The following is a 22,411-nucleotide window of genomic DNA, read 5'->3' as shown; positions in this document are numbered from 1 at the left end:
TCAGCGCAGCGCGGACTGCAGCGCCTTGCGGATCACGGTGGCCACTTCATCGCCTTCAGTGAAGGCGTCGCGGGCCATGCGGGCCGCTTCAGCAGGCTTGTAGCCCAGCTGCTGCAGCGCCACGGTGGCATCGGAAAGCGGGTCGGCCGCGGCCGGGCCGCTGCCGGTGGGCAGCGCGCCGCCGGCACCGAACTGGGCGGCGCGGTCGCGCAGTTCCAGCACCATTCGCTCGGCGGTCTTCTTGCCGATGCCCGGAATGCGGGTCAGCGCGGTGATGTCACCGGCCTGGACCATGCGCGCGAATTCCTCGACGGTGACCCCGGACAGCACGGCCAGCGCGATCTTCGCGCCGATGCCACTGACCTTCTGCACGTCGCGGAACAGCCGCCGTTCGCCCTCGCGCAGGAAGCCGTACAGCGAGACGCTGTCTTCCTTCTGCGCGTAATGGGTGTACAGGGTGACCTCGCGGCCGAGTTCGGGCAGGTCATAGAAGGTGCTCATCGGCGCCTCCAGCTCGTAGCCCACTCCGTTCACGTCCAACACCAGCCACGGCGGCGCCTTGTAGGCGACGATGCCGCGCAGTCGACCGATCATTGCGTGCAGCTCCTCATTTGCGGCCCCACGCCTGGCGGGCACTGAGTCCCAGGCGGTTGGCCGTTGCCCTTACGTGGGCATGGGTGATCGCCACCGCCAACGCGTCGGCCGCGTCGGCCTGCAGCTTGGTTTTCAGGTTGAGCATGAGCCCGACCATGTGTTGAACCTGTTGCTTTTCGGCACCACCACGACCGACCACCGCCAGCTTGATCTCGCTGGCGGCATATTCATGCACCGGCAGGTCACGCAGCACAACGGCGGAAATCGCCGCGCCCCGGGCCTGGCCCAGCTTCAGCGCCGAATCGGGGTTGCGGGCCATGAACACGCGTTCGATGGCCACTTCCTGCGGCTGGAACTCGCGGCACAGGTCGGCCAGGCCGAGCACCAGCAGCTTCATGCGCTGCGGGAAATCGTCCGCGCCCAGCAGCACCAGCGGCTGGTGGTGCACGTAGGTGACGCGCCCGGCGGCGTCGACATCGATGATGCCGACCCCGGTCCGCTGTGAACCGGGGTCGATGCCGAGGATGCGGGTCATGCTGCGCTCCTGGCAGGGTGGAACGGGGTGCGCTGGCAGGCGTATGGGCTCATGACTGTCCGCGGTGACCGTTCAACGGCCCGCGCCCAGGCCGTCGAGGACGGCTCAGGCGTAGGCGTCGGCGCCCAGTTCGGCGTTGGAGTACACGTCCTGCACGTCGTCCAGATCTTCCAGCATGTCCAGCAGCTTCTTGACCTGCAGGGCGACCTCGCCCTCGACCTTGATGTCGTTGTCCGCGCGGAACGTGATTTCCGCGTGATCGGCGACATGGCCGGCGGCGGTCATCGCGTCCTTGACCGCGTTGAAGGCGTCAGGGCTGGTGACCACGTCGATCGAGCCGTCGTCCGGATAGACCACGATGTCATCGGCGCCGGCCTCGATGGCGGCTTCGGTGATGGCCTCCTCGTCGGCGCCCGGGGCGAAGCTGAGCACGCCCAGGCGCTTGAACATGAAGGCCACCGAGCCTTCGGTGCCCATGTTGCCGCCGCACTTGCTGAACGCATGGCGGACATCGGCCACGGTGCGCACGCGGTTGTCGGTCAGGCAGTCGACGATCACGGCCACGCCACCGGGGGCGTAGCCCTCGTAGCGGACTTCCTCGTAATCGACGCCTTCCAGTTCACCGGTGGCCTTCTTGATGGCGCGCTCGATCACGTCCTTGGACATGTTCACGGCCAGGCCCTTGTCCACCGCCACGCGCAGGCGCGGGTTGTTGTTGGGGTCGCCTCCACCGCCGCGCGCGGCGACGCCGATCTCGCGGATGATCTTGGTGAAAATCTTGCCGCGCTTCGCGTCGGACGCGTTCTTGCGGGCTTCGATGGAGGGGCCTCTACCCATGGGTGCTACCGTCTGGCTGCTTCAGGATCAAGGCGCGGATTCTACCTGATCGGGCGCTGCAACCGTGTCTAGGCCCGATGGATGCCGCTGCGCTCGCCGGGCATGGCCCGGCGCTACCGCTGGCGATCTGGTGGTGCTTTTCCCGGTAGCGCCGGGCCATGCCCGGCGAAGAGCGTGCGAACGGCACCCACCCTGGTGCCGTTCGCACGCACCCTGGCAGGCCGTTCGCTCCCACCAACTTACGCGGCGACGGCGTCGCGGCTGTGGTCGAAACGGCCATGACGCAGGAAATGCGCGGTCTGCCGCGCGGCGTCGGGCGATACCACCAGGCCGCTGTGGCTGGTGCGCACCACGCAATGGTCGGCCAGCCCCGGCAGGCGGGTCTCGGCCAGTGCCACGGTGCCGTCGGAGGCATCGTCGATGGCACCCAGCAGGCTGCCCAGCCCATGCGGTACCGAGCCGGCGATCAGGCCAACCTCCGCCCGGCCCTGCCAGTCCGGCAGGCCATCGAGCAGCAGCTCGCTGCTGCGGCCCAGCGCCAGGCCCCAGCCGTGCTCGGACAACGAGCGTGCGGTACCACTGCCGCGCAGCGGCGAACCCAGGCAGACCACGCGCTGCACCGGCAGCTGCGGATTGCGCCGCAGCGCTTCCAGCGCCAGCAGCCCGCCCAGGCTGTGGCCGACCAAACTCAGCGGGCCGGCGTCGGCCAGCCACTCCAGCAGCTGCGGTACGGCCACGTCCGGGCCACCGAACACCGAGGAATAACCAAACGCGTGCACCTGGAAGCCGCGCGCGCGCAGGCGCCAGGCCAGCGGCCCGACCCAGGCGCGGGCATTCCAGATGCCATGCAGCAGCAATACGGGGGGAGTCATGCAAACAGCCTGGCGGTCAGCGGGGCAGGAACGTACGGTGATTGAACACGCGCGCGCAGCAAGCGGCAGTGAACATCAGGCCGCGCGCGGTGCGCGGCGCAGGATGAATTCGAGATCGTTCGTGTCGCCCACCGGGAACAGGTATTCGCCGGCCTTCTCGAAACCGTAGCGGGCGTAGAAGCGCTGTGCGCCGAAGTTCTCCGACCACACGCCCAACCACAGGGTGCGCGGGCCCTCGTGTTCCAGCCAGGCCAGCGCGGTTTCCAGCAGGCGGCTGCCCCAGCCGCAGCTCTGCTGCGTCTTGATCAGGTACAGGCGCTTGAGTTCGCCGTCACCGGGCTTCACGTCCGGGTGCGGCAGGCCGCAGGGGCCGGCGGCGGCATGGCCGACCGCCTCCCCATCCAGTTCCAGCAGCCACACCGCGTAATCGGGGTGGGCCAGGATCACGCTCTGGCGCTCGACCGCGTAGGCCTCCTCCAGGAAGGCCTGCAGGTCCTGCGGCGGGTACAGATGGCCGAAGGTTTCAGTGAACGTGCGGGCGGCCAGCGCCGACAGGGTCGGCGCGTCGTCCACAGTGGCGCGGCGGATCGAATACATGCAGGAAGTTGACGCCAGGGCGAAGCAGGGGTCAAGCCTTTTCAGGCGACTCCGCTTCTTCTTCCCCGTCCTCTTCCTCGTACTCCTCTTCGTCCTCTTCTTCCTCGCCTTCCTCGTCCTCGTCGTACTCTTCCTCTTCGTCGTCCTCGTAATCCTCGACGCCGAAGTCTTCACCGTCCCAACGGCCTTCGCCGTCGGCGACGAAGGTCAGGGCCATCGCCGCCGGGTTGGTACCGACGCGGACCAGCCAACCACCGAACACCCGTGCACGCTCGGTGACCAGGTTGGCCTCGGAGCCTTCATTGCCCAGCTTTTCCCACTCCAGCGAAAACGCAAACTCGGTCATTGCCTGGATCTCCTGATCAGTTGGTCTTGGGGCGAACCTGGATGTGCACTTCGGCCAGCTGCGCGTCGACGATCGGCGACGGCGCGTCGGTCATCAGATCCTGTGCACCGGTAGTCTTCGGGAACGGGATGACGTCGCGGATCGATTCGGTGCCGGCCATCAGCGCGGCGATGCGGTCGATGCCGAAGGCGATGCCACCGTGCGGCGGCGCGCCGTAGTTCAGCGCGTCGAGCAGGAAGCCGAACTTGGCGCGGGCCTCTTCGGCACCGATGCCGAGCAGCTCGAACACCGCGCTCTGCATGTCCGGACGGTGGATACGGATCGAACCACCGCCGATCTCATTGCCGTTGAGCACCATGTCGTAGCCGCGCGAAACGGCGGTACGGGCGTTGGCGCGCAGGTCGGCGATGTCGTCCACGGCCGGTGCGGTGAAGGGGTGATGCAGGGCGACGTAACGCTGTTCTTCCTCGTCCCATTCGAACATCGGGAAGTCGGTGACCCACAGCGGCGCCCAGCCGTCGGCGACCAGGCCGAAGTCCTTGCCGGCCTTCAGGCGCAGCGCGCCCATGAAGTCGGAGACCTTGTTGTAGCCACCGGCACCGAAGAACACGATGTCGCCGTTGCCGGCGCCAACATGGGCCACCAGCGCAGCGAAGGAGGCCTCGCTGAAGAACTTCTGGATCGGCGAGCTGATTTCGCCGTTGTCGGCGATCTTGATGTAGGCCAGGCCCTTGGCGCCGTACTTGGCGGCGTGCGCGGCGTACTCGTCGATCTGCTTGCGGCTCAGCGCTGCGCCGCCCGGGATCCGCAGCGCGGCGACGCGGCCTTCGGCATCGTTGGCCGGGCCGGTGAACACTGCGAACTCGCTGTCCTTGACCAGTTCAGCCACGTCGACCAGCTCCAGCGCGATGCGCAGGTCCGGCTTGTCCGAACCGTAGCGACGCATCGCCTCGGCCCAGGTCATGCGCGGGAAGCTGGCATCCAGCTGGACGTCGACCACTTCCTTGAAGATGGCGCGGATCATGTCTTCGACGAAGTCCTGCACGTCGCGCTCGCGCACGAAGGCGAATTCCATGTCCAGCTGGGTGAACTCCAGCTGGCGGTCGGCACGCAGTGCTTCATCGCGGAAGCAGCGCGCGATCTGGTAGTAACGGTCGAAGCCGGCCACCATCAGGATCTGCTTGAACAGCTGCGGGCTCTGCGGCAGGGCATAGAACTCGCCCGGGTGCATGCGCGCCGGCACCAGGAAGTCGCGCGCGCCTTCCGGGGTGGCCTTGGTCAGGATCGGGGTCTCGATGTCCTGGAAGCCCTTCTCGTCCAGGTGGCGGCGCAGGGCCTGCACCAGCTTGATGCGGGTGCGCTGCATGCGCTGCATTTCCGGACGGCGCAGGTCCAGGTAGCGGTACTTCAGGCGGGTTTCCTCGCCCGGGTTCTCGTGCGCGTGGAACGGCAGCGGCGCGGCCTTGTTCAGCACGGTGATGGCGGTGGCGATCACTTCCACCTTGCCGGTGCGCATCTTGTCGTTCACCGCGTGGCGTGCACGCACCACGCCTTCCACCTGCAGCACATCCTCATAGCCCAGCGACGCGGCCACGGCGAACACGTCGGCGTTGTCGACTTCCACGGTCACCTGCACGATGCCTTCATGATCGCGGAGATCGATGAAGCAGACGCCGCCCTGGTTACGGGCCACGTCGGTCCAGCCGGCGAGGGTGACAGTCTGGCCAATCAGGGTCTCATCGACCAGGCCGCAGAAGTGGGTACGCATGGGGGGAAGCTCCGCTGGAGAACGCCGGCACCGGATGGGGGCCGGAAAGCCTCGTATTCTGCGGCCGAGGCCCCGGCCGGGGCAAATCCGGCCAGTCACACCGGCTTGATCGCCTCCCTCCCTATAGTCGGGCACCTACCACCGTATGGGATGCCACCATGAAACCGCTGTCCCTGGCCAGCCTGGCCGTAACCCTCAGCCTGGGTGCGCTGGGCACCCTGGCCCTGCCCACCCCTTCCGCGCATGCGCAGAGCGGCGTGGTCCGCTGCGAAAGCCAGAACAACCGCGAACGGGTCTGCAACACCGGTTGGCGCAATGCGCAGCTGGTCCGCCAGCTGTCCGGCAGCGCCTGCGACGAAGGCCGCACCTGGGGCAGCCGTAACGGCAGCATCTGGGTCAGCAACGGCTGCCGCGCGGAGTTCGTCGAGGCCCGTGGCGGCTGGGGCGGCGGCAACGGGGGCGGCTGGGGCGGCAACAACGGCCGGCCCGGCGAGACCATCCGCTGCGAGAGTCAGAACAACCGCGAGCGCAGCTGCCCGGTCGGCTGGCGCAATGCCCGCCTGGTCCGCCAGCTGTCCGGCAGCCCTTGCGACGAGGGCCGTACCTGGGGCGTGCGCAATGGCGCGGTGTGGGTCAGCAACGGCTGCCGTGCCGAATTCGCCGAGGCCCGCGGCTGGGGCGGCGGCGGCTGGGGCGGCGGCAACAGCAACTATTCCGTCACCTGCAGCAGCAACAACAACCGCTCGCAGACCTGCGACTGGGATGAGCGCCAGGGCCGGCCGGTGCTGCAGCAGCAGTTGTCGGGCAGCGCCTGCCAGGAAGGCCGCAGCTGGGGTTACTCGCGTGGCCAGGTGTGGGTGAGCAACGGCTGCCGGGCGCGCTTCGGCACGCGGTGAGGGGTAGCGCCGGGCCATGCCCGGCGAGCGCAGTGGCGCGGACAACTGCAGAAAACCCGCCGGGCACGGCCCGGCGCTACCGGGCTGGCTGCGCGGCCTCATCACCCCAAGGTGGCGGTGGCAGGTCGACCGGCTTGCTCAGGTCGAACTGCACGCGGAAGCGGCGGCCGTCCGGGCGCGTCAGTTCGTAGACGAACGTCTGGTCCGGATCGATCTCCATCGCCCAGGTGTTGTGGGTCGACGCCAGCATGTCGGCGCGGCGGAACATCGCCACCGAATCGGCATCGGCCGGGAACTGCTGGCGCTCGGCGGTACCGGGCGGCGTGCTGTCGCCACCGTAGAGGGTGATCGCGTCGGGGCTGCCATCTTCGTGGCGGTGGTCGTGCTTCAGCCGCAGCCCGTTCGGCGTGCGGGTCAGCACCCAGGTCCGCGAGTGGTCATCACCCACGTGGAACGGGATGCGCAGCTCATGCGCCGGGTCGGCGCAGCCACGCACATGCATGACCAGGCGCTGCCCGGCGAACGGATCCTTGCCGGTCGGTCCCGGCGTGTCCTCCACCACCTTGCCGGCGTAGGCCTGGCCGCAATGTGCAGCGATGGCGGCCATGAAGGCGTCGGCCGGTGCGGTCGCCAGATCATGGGCGACCGTATCGGAGCGCTGCGTGCACGCAGCGAGGCTGAGCAGGAGGGCGGCGGTAGTGGCAACGGCAATCGATCTCATGCCCCAACCCTAACGGCCATGGACGATGGGCGCAAACCGCGCGCCAGTCCTGCTCAGCGCTCGGCAGACGGTGCTGTCGGCAGTGCTTCGGTCGCCGCCACCGGTGCGGCCTCGCCCTGACCGGCCGGCTCCTGCTCCACCGGATCAACGTCAAACGGGGTACGGAACACCAGCGAAGGCAGCAGCGTAGTCAGCGCCGCGTACAGCAACAGCGCACCGAACAGCACCGCCGGGATCTGGAAGCGCTCGCGCATGATCGCCGCCAGCACCAGGGTGAAGATCAGCGTCGGTGCCAGCGCCAGCGAGACCCGCAGGCTGCTGCGGAAGCTCTCGCCGAACATCACCCGGCGCTGCAGCCAGACCACGCCGATGCGCAGCGGCAGCACCACCAGGGTGATCACGATGCCCAGCCCCAGCGCCTCGAAGCTGAGCGCTTCGCTGGGAACTTTGGTGCCGGCGTTGAAGAAGTAGAACGGCACGAAGAACGAGGCGAACAAGCGCAGCGCGTGCAGGTTCTCGTGCGAGGCCAGCAGCGGCATGCGCTGGTGCAGCAGGCGCGCGACCAGGCCGGCGATGAACGCGCCAACCAGGTAGTACACGCCCAGCAGGTAGGTGATGTAGGCCGCGACCATGCCGACCATCACCAGCAGCGAGAACTCCGAGCCGGGCGCATGCGGTGCCACCCAGCGACCCAGCGCGATGAACAGCAACGGCAGGCCGACCATCATCGCCAGCAGCGCCAGGCTGGACAGCGCCATATGCCCCGGATCGCCGGCCTGCAGCACGATGAACAACGCCGCCAGCGCCAGCAGTTCGCCGGCGATGGCCTTGCTGGTCACCCAGAACCGCTCGTCCTCGCTCAGGCCCAGCCGCGACAGCGAATCCATGATGAAGCCCGTGGACGGCGTCAGCAGCGCCAACGCCAACAGGCCAGCGGCCTGCCACGGCAGCCCCGCATAGCGCCAAGCCAGCCAGCCCACGCCGAACAGCGTGCCGGTACGGATCACCAGGTGCGCCAGCAGCGGCCACATGCCACGGCGCAGCGCCTGCAGGTCCACTTCCAGGCCGGCGAACAGGAACAGCGAGGAAATGCCCAGGGTGGCCAGCAGTCCGATCACCGCATCATGTGCCTGATCCCCCAGCCAGAGCATGCCGATGATGCCGAACAGCAGGCAGGTCAGTGGTGCGGGCAGGCTGAAGCGCTGCAGCGCGCGCGGGATCACCAGCAGCGCGAAGATCAGCAGCAGGTAGATCAACTCATGGCTCATCGGGGTCTTCCGTGGGGTTCGAACGCGCGCAGGATGCGCGCGCCGAACCGATCCGGCAACCCACGTTTGAATGACCCCGGTTACCTCATCCGATCAACCGGTCGGCAATCCGCCCCACCTGTGCCAGCACGCTAGCGCGTTGCTCGTAGCTGATCGCGCCCGCCTGCAGATAAGCCGTCAACACCCACGGGGCGCCTCCGGCTACGGGCCACAGCACGGCGATGTCGTTGCGCGCGTCTTCACCATTGCTGCCGGTCTTGTCACCCACGCGCCAACGCTTGCCCAGGCCCGCGCGCAGGCAGGCGTCGCCGGTTTCGTTGTCGATCAGCCAGTCGGCCAGCTGCTGCCGCGAAGCCGGTTGCAGTACCTCGCCCAACACCACGCGCTGCAGGGTCGCGGCCATCGCCGCCGGCGTGGTGGTGTCGCGCGGGTCGCCCTTGGCAAAGCTGTTCAGCTCCGGCTCCAGGCGGTCACTGCGGCTCACCGTATCGCCACTGGCGCGCAGGAACGCGGTCACTGCGGGCGGGCCACCGACCACGCCGAACAGCAGGTTGGCGGCGGTGTTGTCGCTGGTGATGATCGTGGCACGGCACAGATCGCGCACCGTCATGTCCTTGCCTGCATGGCGGCGGGTAACCGGTGCGTGCGAGAGCAGATCGGCCTCGCGCACCGGCACGCGGGTGTCCAGCAATGCCGGCGTGCGCTCGGCCTGGCTGAGCACGGTAGCCGCCAGCATGCTCTTGAAGGTGCTGCACATCGGGAAGCGCTCGTCCTGGTGATGACCGATGCGGCGACCGCTGGCAGTGTCCAGCAGGGTCACGCCGAGGCGTCCGGCGCAGGCCTTTTCCAGCGCGGCGAAGTCAGTGGCGGCGGTAATGGCGGCATCGGTGGGTGCGTTGGCGGTGGTCTTGCCCGCAGCACGTGCCAGCAGCGGCAGGGCAAGCGGGAAAGCCACGGCGGCACCACTGAACTGCAGGAATCGGCGACGGGCGAGCATACGGGTTCTCCTGGGGACCGCTCGATTATTGAAGCCGCTATCGGGGGCGACCAGCGCAAAAAATCAACAGGAGGCATGAAGTGAATTAATGCCTGACGCATTCAACCCCTTAATTTTCCGAAATCCATGGTTGAAGCGTTAGGATCAGACATCACTCCAGCTCACGACTGCGCGATGTTGCACCCTACCCTGCCCCTGAACGCGCTGCGCGCCTTCGAGGCCGCCGCCCGCCACCAGAACTTCACCCGTGCCGCGCTGGAGCTGTGTGTCAGCCAGGCCGCGCTGAGCCACCAGATTCGCGGGCTTGAGGACCGGCTCGGCATCCGCCTGTTCCATCGCCTGCCGCGCGGCGTGGCGCTCACCGAAGAAGGCGCGGCGCTGTATCCGGTGCTCAACGAATCGTTTGAACGCATCTCGGCCAGCATCGCGCGTTACACCGGCGGACCTGCGCGTGAAGTGCTGACCCTGGGCGTGGTCGGCACCTTCGCCACCGGCTGGCTGCTGCCACGGCTGGCCGCGTTCGAGGCAGCGCACCCGGACATCGAGCTGCGCCTGCAGACCCACAACAACCGCATCGACCTGGCCGGCGAAGGCCTGGACCTGGCCATCCGGTTTGGTGATGGCGACTGGCAGGGCCAGGCCTGCACGGCGATCCTCGACGCGCCGTTCGCGCCGCTGTGCGCGCCGGCACTGGCGCGGCGGCTGAAACAGCCGCGCGACCTGGGCACGCTGCCGCTGCTGCGCTCCTACCGCAGCGACGAATGGCCGCGCTGGTTGCAGGCGGCAGGAGTGAGTGGCGTGGAAGCCCGCGGGCCGGTGTTTGATTCGTCATTGACAGTGGCGATGGCCGCGGTCGGCGGCGCCGGCGTGGCGCTGCTGCCGCTGCGCATGTTCGAGCAGGAGCTGGCCGAAGGCCGCCTGCTGCAGCCGTTCGGCACCACACTGGAGCTGGGACGCTACTGGCTGACGCGGCTGCGCTCGCGTGCAGAGCGCGAGCCGGCAAAGCGGTTCCGCGAGTGGCTGCAGGCGCAGGGATGAAACGCAGGGGACGTGGGTAGCGCCGGGCCATGCCCGGCGGCTTTTGCGATCCGTTGCGCTCGCCGGGCATGGCCCGGCGCTACCGATGGCATCAGGACTCGAGCAGTTCCATCCAGGCGGCTTCGGCCTTTTCCAGCTGCGCGGCGGCGGTTTCGCGGTCACGGCCAAGTACCGCCATGCGCGTGGCATCGGCGTAGTTGGCCGGGTCGGCCAGCTGCCGGTCCAGCTCGGCCAGTGCACCCTCCAGCTCGGCCACCTTGGCCTCGGCCGCGGCCAGCTTGTGCGGGTTCACCGGCTTCTTCTGCACCACCTGCGCCACCGGGGCGGTCTTGACCACCACCGGCTCTTCCACCTGTTCCATGCGCGCCTTGGTGCCCTGCGCCTGCGGGCGGGTCCGCAGCCACGCGGCGTAGGCATCCAGGTCGCCATCGAACGGCTCGACCACGCCATCGGCCACGCGCCAGTAGGTATCGCAGACCAGGCCGATCAGATGGCGGTCGTGCGAGACCATCACGATCGCGCCTTCGAAGGTGGCCAATGCTTCGGCCAGCGCTTCGCGCATTTCCAGATCAAGGTGGTTGGTCGGTTCGTCCAGCAGCAGCACGTTCGGCTGCTGCCAGGCGATCAGCGCCAGCGCCAGGCGTGCGCGCTCGCCACCGGAGAAGCCATCGACCGGCTCGAACGCGCGGTCACCCGGGAAGTTCCACTTGCCGAGGAAGTCGCGGAACGACTGGTTCGGTGCGTCCGGGGCGATCTCGCGGAAGTGCTCCATCGGCGACTGGCCTTCGTGCAGCGACTCCACCGTGTGCTGGGCGAAGTAGCCGATCTTCAGGTCCGGGTGCGCCATGCGCTCACCGACGATCGGCGCCAGCTCGCCCACCAGGGTCTTCACCAACGTGGTCTTGCCGGCGCCGTTCGGGCCGAGCAGGCCAATGCGCTGGCCCGCTTCCAGGCCGAAGCCGACGTTGTGCAGGATCACCGCGTCCTGGCCATAGCCGGCCTCGACGTGATTCAGGCGGATCAGCGAGAACGGCAGCTTGGCCGGCGGCGCGAACTCGATGCGGAACTCGCGTTCGGCGCGCACCGCTTCGGTGCCGGCCAGCTTGGCCAGGCGCTTCATGCGGCTCTGCGCCTGCGCGGCCTTGCTGGCCTGCGCCTTGAAGCGGTCGATGAAACTCTGCAGGTGGGCACGCTCGGCCTGCTCCTTCTCGTGCGCGATCTGCTGCTGGCGCAGCTGTTCGGCGCGCTGGCGCTCGAAATCGGTGTAGCCGCCCGGGTAGAGCTTGGCGCCGCCGCCGTGCAGGTGCAGGGTGTGGGTGGCCACGTTGTCGAGGAACTCGCGGTCATGCGAGATCAGCAGCAGGGTGCCCGGGTACTTCAGCAGCCACTGTTCCAGCCAGTACACCGCGTCCAGATCGAGGTGGTTGGTCGGTTCGTCGAGCAGCAGCAGGTCGCTGGGCATCATCAGCGCGCGGGCCAGGTTCAGGCGCACGCGCCAGCCACCGGAGAACGAGGACACCGCGCGGTGGTGGGTCTCGGCCGGGAAACCAAGGCCGTGCAACAGCTTGCCGGCGCGCGCTTCGGCGTCGTAGGCGCCCATCTCGGCCATCTTCGTGTGTGCGTTGGCCACCGCCTCCCAGTCTTCGCGGGCGGTCGCCTCGGCCTCTTCGGCCAGCACCGCGGCCACCTCGGTATCGCCGCCCAGCACGAAGCTCAGCGCCGGGTCCGGCAGCGACGGGGTTTCCTGGGCCACGCTGGCGATACGGACCTTGCCGGGCAGGTCGACGTCACCCTTGTCGGCCTCCAGTTCGCCCTTCACCGCCGCGAACAGGCTGGATTTGCCAGCACCGTTGCGGCCGACCACACCTACCCGGTAACCGGCGTGCAGGGTCAGGTCGACATTGGACAACAGCAGCCGCTCGCCGCGGCGCAAGGCGAAATTACGAAGGGAGATCATCGGGGAAGGGGTCCATATAACCGGATGGAATGTGCTGGTGAGCACTGTTCCTGCGACGCAATTCTAGCGTTAACGAATACTTGACGCGTCCCGGGATGCGCAGTGGCCGACGTTCCTCTCTCCCACGTCCTCGCCGCGCGCGTCCCGGGTCTCCTCCCCGCCGATGCCTGCCCGGGCTAAATGGTTGCTGCTGCAACGTTTTTTCCGATGACCGGCATTTGACAGGCACTGAATATCCCGTTAATTGCTGTATTGCGCACCGCAACAACCGCCGTCCGCCTCACCCCCGTGATGTCGATTCCGGTGCCGCCCCCGCCAACCGGAGCCCATCCCGATGACCCGCACGACCAGCCTGATCGCCGCCGCCGTCGCTGTCGCACTCGGTGGCTCTCCGTTCGTCGCCGCCGCCCAGCAGGCCGGCACCGCCGCCAACACCCTGGACACCGTGATCGTCACCGGCACCCGCGTGGCCGACCGCACCGTCGCCGAATCGCAGTCGCCGATCGACATCATCACCCCCGAAGCGCTGCAGTCCACCGGCACCAGCGAACTGGCCACCGCCCTTTCACGCGCCCTGCCCTCGCTGAACTTCCCGCGCCCGGCACTGACCGACGGCACCAGCGGCGTGCGCCCGGCGCAACTGCGCGGCCTGTCGCCGGACCAGGTGCTGGTGCTGGTCAACGGCAAGCGCCGCCACACCTCAGCGATGATCAACGTCAACGGCAGCATCGGTCGTGGCTCGTCTGCGGTGGACATCAACGCGATCCCGATCGCCGCGATCGAGCGCGTGGAAGTGCTGCGCGACGGCGCGTCGGCGCAGTACGGCTCGGACGCCATTGCCGGCGTCATCAACATCGTGCTCAAGGGCAGCGGCAGTGGCGGCAGCCTGGCCGTGGACTACGGCCAGTACTCCGCCGGCGACGGCAACAAGTACCAGCTTTCCGGCGATACCGGCGTCGAGTTCGGCAACGGCCGAGGCCGCGTGCACGTGGCCGGCCAGATCAGCCAGCAGGATGAAAGCAACCGCGCCGGCCCGTACCGCGGCACCACGCCGAACACCGGCAACTTCCCCAGCATCGGCCAGAAGACCTTCATCGTCGGCGACCCGCGCGTGGATGCCACTGCTGCGTCGGCCAACGCCAGCTTCGACTTCAGCGACCACGTGACCGGCTACGCCAGCGCGCTGCTCAGCAATCGCGACATCACCTCGTTTGCGTTCTACCGTTCGCGCAACCACAGCGGGCAGAGCGCGCTGCTGGCGCAGACCTATCCGGACGGCTACGTGCCGGAGATCAACCAGTATTCCAAGGACCGCTCGCTGGTGGCCGGGGTCAAGGGCAACACCGACAGCGGCTGGACCTGGGACCTGAGCCTGAACCACGGCGAGAACACCCTCGATTTCCACACCCGCAACAGCATCAACTACAGCCTCGGTGCGACCAGCCCGCGCTCGTTCTACGACGGCACGCTGAAGTACCAGCAGGACATCTTCAACGCCGACCTGACCAAGTCGCTGGACTGGGGCCTTGCCTACCCGGTCACGCTGTCCTTCGGCGGTGAGTACCGCAAGGAGAAGTGGGACCAGAACCCGGGCGAACTGAACTCGTACACCGGCAGCGGCGCGCAGGGCTTCGCCGGCTTCACCCCGACCAATGAAGTGCATGCCGACCGCCACAACTACGCGGTCTATGCGGGCCTGGAAGCGGACCTGACCGAGAAGTTCTCGGCCGGCATCACCGGCCGCTACGAGGACTACTCGGACTTCGGCGACCGCTTCTCCGGCAAGCTGTCGGCACGCTATGCGTTCACCGACAAGGTCGCGGTGCGTGCCACCGCCTCCAGCGGCTTCCGTGCACCGTCGCTGGCGCAGCAGGGCTACCAGGCGGTCACCAGCCAGTTCCTCAACGGCGTGTTCGTCGAGCGCGGCACCTTCCCGACCACCAGCCCGGCCGCGCAGGCACTGGGCGCCTCGCCGCTGAAGGCCGAGACGTCCACCTCCTACAGCCTGGGCCTGGTACTGCAGCCGGTCGACCGCCTGTACATCACCGTCGATGCGTACCAGATCGACATCGATGACCGCATCGCGCTGTCGTCCAGCATCACTACCAACGCGGCCTCCAGTGCCCTGCTGGCCGGGTTGGGCCTGCCGCAGGTGACTGCGTTCTCGTACTTCACCAACGGCCTGGATACGCGCACCCGTGGCGTCGACTTCGTGTCCAGCTACACGGTGCCGTTCAGCGCCAGCAGCCTGGAGCTGACCGCCGCCTACAGCTACAACGACACCGAAGTGCGCCGTGTCGGCGGCACTCCGGCGGTGTTCGGCACCCTGGGCCTGACCCAGTCGCTGATCGGCCGTGATGAGATCGGTCGCATCGAGGACAGCTACCCGCGCGACAAGGCGATCCTGAGTGGCACCTGGCGTTCGGATCACTGGGAACTGGGCCTGGCCGCAACCCGCTACGGCAAGTTCACCGTGCGCAACTCGGCCACCGCGCTGCGCGACCAGACCTACGGCGATGCCTGGGTGGTGGATGCCTCGGCCAGCTACAAGCCGAGCAGCAACTGGACCCTGACCGTGGGCGCCGACAACCTGCTGGACAAGTACCCGGACCGCACCGAAGACCTGCAGAACTCCACCTTCGGCATGCTGCCCTACAGCAACTACTCGCCGTTCGGCTTCAACGGCGCGTATGTGTACGGGCGGATCAAGTACACCTGGTAAGGGGTAGTGCCGGCCGCTGGCCGGCATACCCTGTGGGGTCAGAGCCCTTTTCCTGCTGGAAAAAGGGCTCTGACCCCATTTTCCTGCAGGGTTTGCTGCATCTGGCCCATTAGGTGAAAATCGGGACATCCCCCCGATTTCCTGCGAGTGCCGATGCACCATGACACCGACCTGATCAACATCGTGGCCGTTGGCCTGGGGCTCGCCTTCATCTTCGGCGCGCTGGCCAACAAGCTCCGCTTGTCCCCTCTGGTCGGTTACCTGGTTGCTGGCATCTGCGTAGGCCCGTTCACCCCCGGCTTCGTCGCCGACCAGGCGCTGGCCAACCAGCTGGCCGAACTGGGCGTGATGCTGCTGATGTTCGGCGTCGGCCTACACTTCTCGCTGAAGGACCTGATGGCGGTCAAGGCCATCGCCATCCCCGGTGCCATCGGCCAGATCGCGGTGGCCACCCTGCTCGGCTGGGGCGTGGCCTCGCTGATGGGCTGGCCGGCCATCCACGGCGTCATCTTCGGTTTCTCGCTGGCCACCGCCAGTACCGTGGTGCTGCTGCGGGCGATGGAGGAACGCCGTCTGCTGGAGACCATGCGCGGCAAGATCGCGGTCGGCTGGCTGATCGTGGAAGACCTGGCCTGCGTGCTGGCACTGGTGATGATGCCGGTGATGGCCGGTGTGTTCGGCCCCGACGCGGCCAAGGAATCGCACTCGCTGGGCAGCGTGCTGGCCGACATCGGCTGGACGTTCGTGCAGCTGGGCCTGTTCGTGGCGGTGATGCTGGTGGTCGGGCGCCGGGTCATCCCGTGGATCCTCGAACGTATCGCCGGTACCGGTTCGCGCGAGCTGTTCACTCTGTCGGTGCTGGCGATCGCGCTGGGCGTGGCGTTCGGTTCGGCCATGTTGTTCGGTGTCTCGTTCGCGCTGGGCGCGTTCTTCGCCGGCATGCTGCTCAACGAATCGGAGCTGAGCCACAAGGCCGCGCATGATTCGTTGCCGCTGCGCGATGCGTTCGCGGTGCTGTTCTTCGTCTCGGTCGGCATGCTGTTTGACCCCAACATCCTCGTCCAGCATCCGTGGCAGGTGCTGGCCACCGTCGCCATCATCATGTTCGGCAAGTCGGCGGCGGCATTTTTCATCGTGCGTGCGTTCGGCCACCCGACCAGCACCGCGCTGACCATCTCGGCCAGCCTGGCACAGATCGGCGAGTTCGCCTTCATCATCGCCGGCCTGGGCGTGGCGCTGCAGATCCTGCCGAAGGAAGGCCAGTCGCTGGTGCTGGCCGGTGCGCTGGTGTCGATCATGCTCAACCCACTGGTGTTCGGCCTGCTCGACCGTTGGCAGGCCAAGCAGGAGCAGTCCCCGCAGGCACCCGAGCCGCCTGAAGCCATCGGCCCGTCACGGGACCTGCATGACCACGCCATCGTGATCGGCTATGGCCGGGTCGGCAGCGAACTGGCGCAGGTGCTGAGCGACCGTGGCGTGCCGGTGCTGGTGATCGATGACAACAAAGAGCACGTCGAGCAGGCGCACGCCAGGGGCCTGGCAGCGATCCGTGGAAGCGCCGCCGCCGACCGGGTGCTGGCCGAGGCCCATCCGGAGCGGGCCAAGATCGCAGTGCTGGCGATCCCACAGCCGCTGGAAGCCGGCGAGGCACTGGCCAAGCTGCGTGCGATCAACCCGGACCTGACCCTGCTGGCGCGCGCGCACAGCGATGCGGAAGTGAAGCATCTGCTGGAACACGGTGCCGATGGCACGGTGATGGCCGAACGTGAGCTGGCGTACTCGCTGGCGGAGATGATCATGTCCACACCGCCGTACCGGAATCTGGGGCAGCACAGTATCCCGGTGGTGTGAGAAGTGTGCTTGCGGCAGGGCTTGCAGCCCGGCACCTGCTGAAGCAACTTCAACTGCAACGGCAAAAGCAAAAGCAGGCATTCCGTGGGATGGCGGGGTGGGTCCGCCTTCGACAGTTCCCCGCTGCTGTTGGTGCATTGGGTCAAATCCGTTTTCCGCAGGAAAACGGATCTGACCCCGGAAACAAAAAAATCCCCGGTCGACCCGCATCGACCGGGGATCTGGATCGCCACGTTGCCACGCCTTGGAGAGGCAGTTCCACCGTAGCGCATCGCGCCACCGGTGGTGATCGCCTGTGGCGATATGCACCAAGCGCGCGGCTATCAGGCTGCGGCCAGGGCCTGCTCCAGGTCGGCGCGCAGGTCGCCGATGTGCTCGATGCCGATCGACAGCCGCACGGTGTCTTCACTGACGCCGGCCTTGGCCAGTTCCGCCGCATCCAACTGGCGGTGGGTGGTCGAGGCCGGATGGGTGGCCAGTGACTTCGCATCGCCCAGGTTGACCAGGCGGGTGAACAATTTCAGCGCGTCAAGGAAACGTGCGCCTGCCTCGCGCCCGCCCGGCAGGCCGAAGGTCAGCACGCCCGAGCCGTGCCCACCCAGATAGCGCTGCGCGGCGGCGTGCTCGGGGTCGTCGGCCAGTCCGGCGTAGCGCACCCACGCTACCTTGGCGTGCGCCTTCAGGTACTGCGCGACGGCCAGTGCATTGGCGTTGATGCGTTCCATGCGCAGGGCCAGGGTCTCGATGCCCTGCAGGATCAGGAACGCATTGAACGGCGACAACGCAGCGCCGGTATTGCGCAGCGGGACCACCCGCGCGCGGCCGATGTAGGCCGCTGGCCCCAGGGCTTCGGTATAGACCACGCCATGGTAGCTGGGGTCGGGCTGGTTGAGCCGCGCGAAGCGTTGGGGCTGTGCGGTCCAGTCGAAGCGGCCCGAATCGATGATCGCGCCGCCCAGGCTGGTGCCGTGGCCGCCCAGGTACTTGGTCAGCGAGTGCACCACGATGTCGGCGCCGTGCTCGAACGGGCGCAGCAGGAAGGGCGTGGCCACCGTATTGTCGACGATCAGCGGCACCCCGGCGGCATGCGCGACCTCCGCAATCGCAGCGATGTCGGTGACGTTGCCACGCGGGTTGCCGATGGATTCGACGAACACCGCCTTGGTGCGCTCGTCGATCAGCGCGGCGAACGCAGAAGGATCAGCCGGATCAGCAAAGCGCGCCTGGATGCCGTACTGCGGCAGCGTGTGCGCCAGCAGGTTGAGGCTGCCGCCATACAGCGCGCTGGAGGCGACGATGTTGTCCCCGGCCTCTGCAATGGTCTGGATGGCATAGGTGATCGCGGCCTGCCCCGAGGCCAGCGCCAGCGCACCGATGCCGCCTTCCAGCGCAGCCAGGCGCTGCTCCAGTACGTCGGTGGTGGGGTTCATGATGCGCGTATAGATATTGCCCGGCACCTTCAGGTCGAACAGGTCGGCACCGTGCTGGGTGTCATCGAAGGCATACGCCACCGTCTGGTAGATCGGCACCGCCACCGCGCGGGTAGTCGGGTCGGGACGGTAGCCGCCGTGCACGGCCAGGGTTTCCAGTTGCCACTGCGGATCGCTCATTGCGCCAGGCTCCATCCGGGGAAGCCGCCACCATAGGCCAGCCGACATCCGCCGCTGAAAGCTGCTGGCGATGACGCCCATACCGGGGGTTATCAGGTTGGCCGCGATTCAGGCAGCGGTCACGGGGCGTTGATAGGCTTCGCCGCCGGGCGCTCCTGCCCGGGCACGGAGGCCCCACGCGCATGCAGCCATCCCCCTGGACACCCACCGCCAACGGTACTCCGACGCAGGTCCTGCTGGTGGAGGACGACCGTCGCCTGGCCGAACTGGTCAGCGACTATCTCCACGAACATGGTTTCGCCGTGCAGCATGTGGCGCGCGGTGACCTTGCCGGCGCGGCCTGCCGACAGCATGCGCCCGAGCTGGTGGTACTGGACCTGATGCTGCCCGGCCTCGGCGGCATCGACGTGTGCCGGCAGATCCGCAGCTTCTCCGACGTGCCGATCCTGATGCTGACCGCGTGCGAGGACGACATCGAGCAGGTGCTGGGCCTGGAATCCGGCGCCGACGACTATGTGCACAAGCCGATCGAACCGCGCCTGCTGCTGGCGCGCCTGCGCGCGCTGCTGCGCCGCCGCCACGGCAGCAGCAACACTGGCACGCCCTGCCGGCTGATGCATGGTGAACTGCTGATCGACCGCATGCAGCGCGAGGTGCATCTGCATGGCCAGCCGGTAGACATGGGCACCACCGAATTCGAGATCCTGTGGCTGCTGGCCAGCCAGCCGGGGCAGATCCTGTCGCGCGACCAGATCCTGCAGGCGGTGCGCGGCATCGGCTTCGACGGCCTGGACCGTAGTGTCGATGTCAGCATCGGCAAGCTGCGCCGCAAGCTGGGCGATGACGCGCGCGAACCGCGGCGGATCAAGACCGTGTGGGGCCGCGGCTACCAGTTCAACCCGTCGGCCTGGACCGCATGAAGCGGCTGTTCCTGTGGCTGTGGTTCGTCACTGGTGCCTGCTTCCTGGTGTCGGTGTTCTTCCTCAACCACATCCTGGATGGCATCTACACGCCCGTGCAGGATCGCGTCTTCGTCCAGCAGGTGCGTGGTCAGGTGTACGCCCTGCGCAGTGGCCTGGCCGGCCTGGATGCCGACCAGCAGCGTGAGCGCCTGCAGCAGTGGCAGCCACACTACGGCATCGCCCTGACCCTGCTCGACAAACCTCCAGCACTCGACGCGCAGGAACAGGTGGCCGTGAAGGCCGATGGTTTCATCGTGCGCGATCAATACCAGCAGGTCCTGCTGCCCATCGAGGGCAGCGATGGCCGCTGGCTGCACCTGCGCCTGCCTGGCGCGGTGCAGATGACGACGTACATGACCATCGCCGCCTACCTCAGCATCCTGCTGCTGGTGGGCGCCAGCCTGTACGCGTGGGTGCGCCTGCTCTGGCGCGACCTGGAAGCGCTGCGCCTGCACGCCGACCGCATCGGCGCTGGCGATCTGCAGGCACGCGCGCAGGTCTCGCCACGCTCGCAGATCCGGGTCATAGTGGACCATTCCAACCGCATGGCGGCACGCGTGGCCGAACTGGTGCAGCGCCAGCGCGACCTGACCCATGCGATCTCGCATGAGCTGCGCACGCCGATCGCGCGCGTGGCCTTCGGCCTGGACCTGATGCAGGACAGCGACGATCACGAACGCCGTGCACGGCTGGCACAGGGGCTGCACGGCGATCTGGCCGAACTCAACCGGCTGGTCAGCGAACTGCTGGCGTATGAGCGCCTGGAGCACCCCAGCGAAGGCGAACCGATGCAGCGTATCGAAGCCAATGACTGGCTGCAGGCCTGCCTGGCCGATGCGCGCCGTGATGCCGAACGTGCCGGGGTGGTACTGCGCGTGCAACCCAGTGCATTGCCACGGGTGGATGCCGAGCCGCGCCTGCTGCAGCTGGCACTGAGCAACCTGGTCGGCAATGCGCTGCGCCATGCGCGCTCGCAGGTGGAAGTCTCGCTGGTCGGTGTCAGCGGCCGCGCCTGCCTGCGCGTGGATGATGACGGTCCCGGCATTGCCGAACCCGATCGCGAGAAGGTGATGCGCCCGTTCACCCGCCTGGATGACAGCCGCAGCCGCGATACCGGGGGCTTCGGCCTGGGCCTGGCCATCGTCAGCCGCATTGCCGTCCGCCACGGCGGCGAGCTTCGCATCAGCCGCGCCACATTGGGCGGCGCGCGCCTGGAGATGCACTGGCCGCTGGCTGCCAGCTGAACGCCCTTGGGTGCAATTACAGTTGATTACAACTCCCGCACAACTGCGGACGGATCGGTCGCCGGCGTATCGCCACGCTAGCGACCCTGCAGCACTCGCCGGATGCGCGCGCTGCCTTCCTCCCATTGTCGAGAGTTTCCATGTCCCAGCTTCGCCGTTCCCCCGCCCTGCTCTGCCTGGCCCTGTTGCCGCTGTTCGCCGCACCGATCGCCCACGCCAGGGATGACCACTGGACCTTCGAGCTCGCTGCCGGCGGTGGCGTGGCGCCGCGCTACAGCGGCAGCGAGGAGTATCGTGCGACGCCGTCGTTGTCCTTTGATGTCACCTCGCCGGGTGGATGGTTTCTGGGCACCAGTGGCATTGGCTGGGGCACCTCCATCGGCGAGCACACCCGCGTGCGCGCGTATGTCGGCGCCAGCGGCATCCGCAAGGAAAAGGACTCGCTGCTCGGCGGTTCCGACTTCCTGCGCGGCATGGGTGATATCGATACCCGTCCCCTGGTCGGCGTCTCGGCTGGTTATACGCTGGGCGAAGCCGTGCTGAGCGGCTCCTGGCAGTTCACCCGCAAAGACGAGGACAAGGCCGAGAACGGCCTGGCCACCCAGCAGGTGCACTTGAACCTGAGCATGCCGCTGTTCGACCTGGCCGGCGGCGTGGTCAGCGGCAGCGTGTCCACCGACTACGGCAACCGCGGTTACATGCAGACCTGGTACGGCGTCAGCCCGGAACAGGCGGCGCGTACCGGCTTTGCCGAGCACAAGCCAAAGGCCGGCCTGGTCAGTGCCGGTGTCGGCCTGAAGTGGAGCCACCGCGTGGGCCGCAACGGCAACTGGTACATCTCGGCCGAAGGCACGCGCCTGCTCGGTGATGCCGCCGACAGCCCGATCGTGCAGAAGGCGAACCAGTTCGGCGTGATGAGCGGCTATACGCACCGCTTCTGATGCATGAAGGGCGCCGCTGGGCGCCCTCTTCTGCTGCGATCAGCGGCAGGCCGGGGCGTCGCCGCTGCCGCACAAGCCAACCTCGCGCAGCCAGCCGATCCACTGCACGACGTCGTCCTTCTCCGGTTCGGCGCGGAACGACTTCTGCACGGTGTGGAAGCCCTGCCTGCCCTGCATGCCCTTGATCCAGGTGAACTCCGGTTTGCCGGTGCCGGGGTTCAGCGGGCAACTGAGCATCAGCAGCGCGAATGGCCGTCCGCCCTCCTCGCCTTCGCGGATCCAGTGGCTCTGCGCAGCCGGACAGGCCATGCGCCACCCCGCCTCGATGATGCCGAGGAACTCGCGCGGACTCACATGGCCACTGTTCGGCGCATCGTTGACGGTGACCATGTCGGTCCAGTCCTGCACGGTCTGGCCCTGCGGCACGTACTCGGTGATGCGGTTGCCTTGTGCGTCGGTGCTCTGGTGGGCCTGCTGGTAACCCTTCATCGGCGGCAGCTGGACCTGTTCGACGGCTGCGGCGTGTCCAGCAACTGCAGCGAGCGCCAGCGCCACGCAGAGTGAAACCCTGCGGGTAACGTCCATGCGGTTCTCCTCGTCCTTGCGAAAGTAAAACGGGATCATTGTGCCTTGCTGAGGCTTTGGTGGCGCGCCA

20 protein-coding genes are annotated in these 22,411 nt (G+C 67.6%); 7 read left to right on the top strand and 13 right to left on the bottom strand.

Going from position 1 to position 22,411, the window contains the following annotated elements; all coding sequences use genetic code 11:
- The 7 genes from ruvA to aspS form a co-directional block, all read right to left on the bottom strand.
- The gene (gene ruvA, locus AC5P65_RS17065) at positions 1-594 is read right to left on the bottom strand and encodes a Holliday junction branch migration protein RuvA (protein WP_111098896.1); all 594 of its coding nucleotides are present in this window, start codon (positions 592-594) and stop codon (positions 1-3) included.
- Between the two features lie 13 nt (positions 595-607).
- Positions 608-1,129, bottom strand: a complete 522-nt coding sequence (gene ruvC, locus AC5P65_RS17060; RefSeq protein WP_019660132.1) for a crossover junction endodeoxyribonuclease RuvC — start codon at positions 1,127-1,129, stop codon at positions 608-610.
- Between the two features lie 105 nt (positions 1,130-1,234).
- Entirely contained in the window at positions 1,235-1,966 is a 732-nt protein-coding gene (locus tag AC5P65_RS17055; RefSeq protein ID WP_019660133.1) for a YebC/PmpR family DNA-binding transcriptional regulator, read from the bottom strand.
- 239 nt (positions 1,967-2,205) lie between these two features.
- Positions 2,206-2,838 carry an esterase/lipase family protein gene (locus tag AC5P65_RS17050; RefSeq protein ID WP_111098897.1) on the bottom strand — a complete coding sequence of 211 codons (633 nt, stop codon included), beginning with the start codon at positions 2,836-2,838 and terminating at the stop codon, positions 2,206-2,208.
- A 75-nt stretch (positions 2,839-2,913) separates the two neighbouring features.
- Entirely contained in the window at positions 2,914-3,435 is a 522-nt protein-coding gene (locus AC5P65_RS17045) for a GNAT family N-acetyltransferase (RefSeq protein ID WP_111098898.1), read from the bottom strand.
- 31 nt (positions 3,436-3,466) lie between these two features.
- On the bottom strand, positions 3,467-3,781 hold the full coding sequence (locus AC5P65_RS17040) for a DNA primase (protein ID WP_111098899.1): 315 nt from the start codon (positions 3,779-3,781) through the stop codon (positions 3,467-3,469).
- A gap of 16 nt (positions 3,782-3,797) precedes the next feature.
- Positions 3,798-5,549: an aspartate--tRNA ligase gene (gene aspS / locus AC5P65_RS17035; RefSeq protein WP_111098900.1), complete on the bottom strand. Its 1,752-nt coding sequence runs from the start codon at positions 5,547-5,549 to the stop codon at positions 3,798-3,800.
- A gap of 158 nt (positions 5,550-5,707) precedes the next feature.
- On the opposite strand from aspS, the gene AC5P65_RS17030 reads away from it, so the two are divergent.
- The gene (locus AC5P65_RS17030) at positions 5,708-6,445 is read left to right on the top strand and encodes a DUF3011 domain-containing protein (protein ID WP_111098901.1); all 738 of its coding nucleotides are present in this window, start codon (positions 5,708-5,710) and stop codon (positions 6,443-6,445) included.
- Between the two features lie 76 nt (positions 6,446-6,521).
- Here the strand turns inward: AC5P65_RS17030 and AC5P65_RS17025 are convergent, their stop codons facing one another.
- From AC5P65_RS17025 to blaL2, 3 genes are all read right to left on the bottom strand, one after another.
- Positions 6,522-7,166, bottom strand: a complete 645-nt coding sequence (locus AC5P65_RS17025) for a hypothetical protein (protein ID WP_021204717.1) — start codon at positions 7,164-7,166, stop codon at positions 6,522-6,524.
- Between the two features lie 53 nt (positions 7,167-7,219).
- A complete protein-coding gene (locus AC5P65_RS17020; protein WP_019660140.1) occupies positions 7,220-8,434 on the bottom strand; it encodes a cation:proton antiporter in 1,215 nt (404 codons plus the stop codon).
- Positions 8,435-8,519: 85 nt separating this feature from the next.
- A complete protein-coding gene (blaL2, locus tag AC5P65_RS17015; protein WP_495215772.1) occupies positions 8,520-9,431 on the bottom strand; it encodes a L2 family extended-spectrum class A beta-lactamase in 912 nt (303 codons plus the stop codon).
- A gap of 174 nt (positions 9,432-9,605) precedes the next feature.
- Here blaL2 and ampR point away from each other — a divergent pair, with 174 nt between their 5' ends.
- On the top strand, positions 9,606-10,469 hold the full coding sequence (gene ampR / locus AC5P65_RS17010) for a LysR family transcriptional regulator AmpR (protein WP_021204719.1): 864 nt from the start codon (positions 9,606-9,608) through the stop codon (positions 10,467-10,469).
- A 91-nt stretch (positions 10,470-10,560) separates the two neighbouring features.
- On the opposite strand, the gene AC5P65_RS17005 is transcribed toward ampR, so the two are convergent.
- Positions 10,561-12,426, bottom strand: a complete 1,866-nt coding sequence (locus tag AC5P65_RS17005; protein WP_111098903.1) for an ABC-F family ATP-binding cassette domain-containing protein — start codon at positions 12,424-12,426, stop codon at positions 10,561-10,563.
- Positions 12,427-12,760: 334 nt separating this feature from the next.
- Between AC5P65_RS17005 and AC5P65_RS17000 the strand changes: the two genes are divergently transcribed.
- Together AC5P65_RS17000 and ybaL are read left to right on the top strand one after the other, a co-directional pair.
- Positions 12,761-15,148, top strand: a complete 2,388-nt coding sequence (locus tag AC5P65_RS17000) for a TonB-dependent receptor plug domain-containing protein (RefSeq protein WP_495215771.1) — start codon at positions 12,761-12,763, stop codon at positions 15,146-15,148.
- Between the two features lie 153 nt (positions 15,149-15,301).
- Positions 15,302-16,999 carry a YbaL family putative K(+) efflux transporter gene (gene ybaL / locus AC5P65_RS16995; RefSeq protein WP_180832921.1) on the top strand — a complete coding sequence of 566 codons (1,698 nt, stop codon included), beginning with the start codon at positions 15,302-15,304 and terminating at the stop codon, positions 16,997-16,999.
- Between the two features lie 323 nt (positions 17,000-17,322).
- Here the strand turns inward: ybaL and AC5P65_RS16990 are convergent, their stop codons facing one another.
- On the bottom strand, positions 17,323-18,609 hold the full coding sequence (locus tag AC5P65_RS16990; RefSeq protein WP_111098906.1) for an O-acetylhomoserine aminocarboxypropyltransferase/cysteine synthase family protein: 1,287 nt from the start codon (positions 18,607-18,609) through the stop codon (positions 17,323-17,325).
- A gap of 182 nt (positions 18,610-18,791) precedes the next feature.
- On the opposite strand from AC5P65_RS16990, the gene AC5P65_RS16985 reads away from it, so the two are divergent.
- The 3 genes from AC5P65_RS16985 to AC5P65_RS16975 all read left to right on the top strand — a co-directional run bounded on the left by AC5P65_RS16985 (position 18,792) and on the right by AC5P65_RS16975 (position 21,756).
- Entirely contained in the window at positions 18,792-19,529 is a 738-nt protein-coding gene (locus AC5P65_RS16985; RefSeq protein WP_010481563.1) for a winged helix-turn-helix domain-containing protein, read from the top strand.
- Positions 19,526-20,815 (top strand): ATP-binding protein, encoded by a 1,290-nt coding sequence (locus AC5P65_RS16980; protein ID WP_111098907.1) that lies wholly within the window; start codon positions 19,526-19,528, stop codon positions 20,813-20,815. Before AC5P65_RS16985 ends, AC5P65_RS16980 begins: the two co-directional genes overlap by 4 nt.
- A 140-nt stretch (positions 20,816-20,955) precedes the next feature.
- Positions 20,956-21,756: a MipA/OmpV family protein gene (locus AC5P65_RS16975; RefSeq protein ID WP_111098908.1), complete on the top strand. Its 801-nt coding sequence runs from the start codon at positions 20,956-20,958 to the stop codon at positions 21,754-21,756.
- Between the two features lie 39 nt (positions 21,757-21,795).
- Here the strand turns inward: AC5P65_RS16975 and AC5P65_RS16970 are convergent, their stop codons facing one another.
- A complete protein-coding gene (locus tag AC5P65_RS16970) occupies positions 21,796-22,380 on the bottom strand; it encodes a hypothetical protein (protein WP_227844783.1) in 585 nt (194 codons plus the stop codon).
- Positions 22,381-22,411 lie beyond the last annotated feature (31 nt).

The sequence above is a fragment of the Stenotrophomonas sp. YJH_SMC_48-3 genome (assembly GCF_059369375.1).
This window is presented reverse-complemented; position numbering and strand designations above follow the sequence as displayed.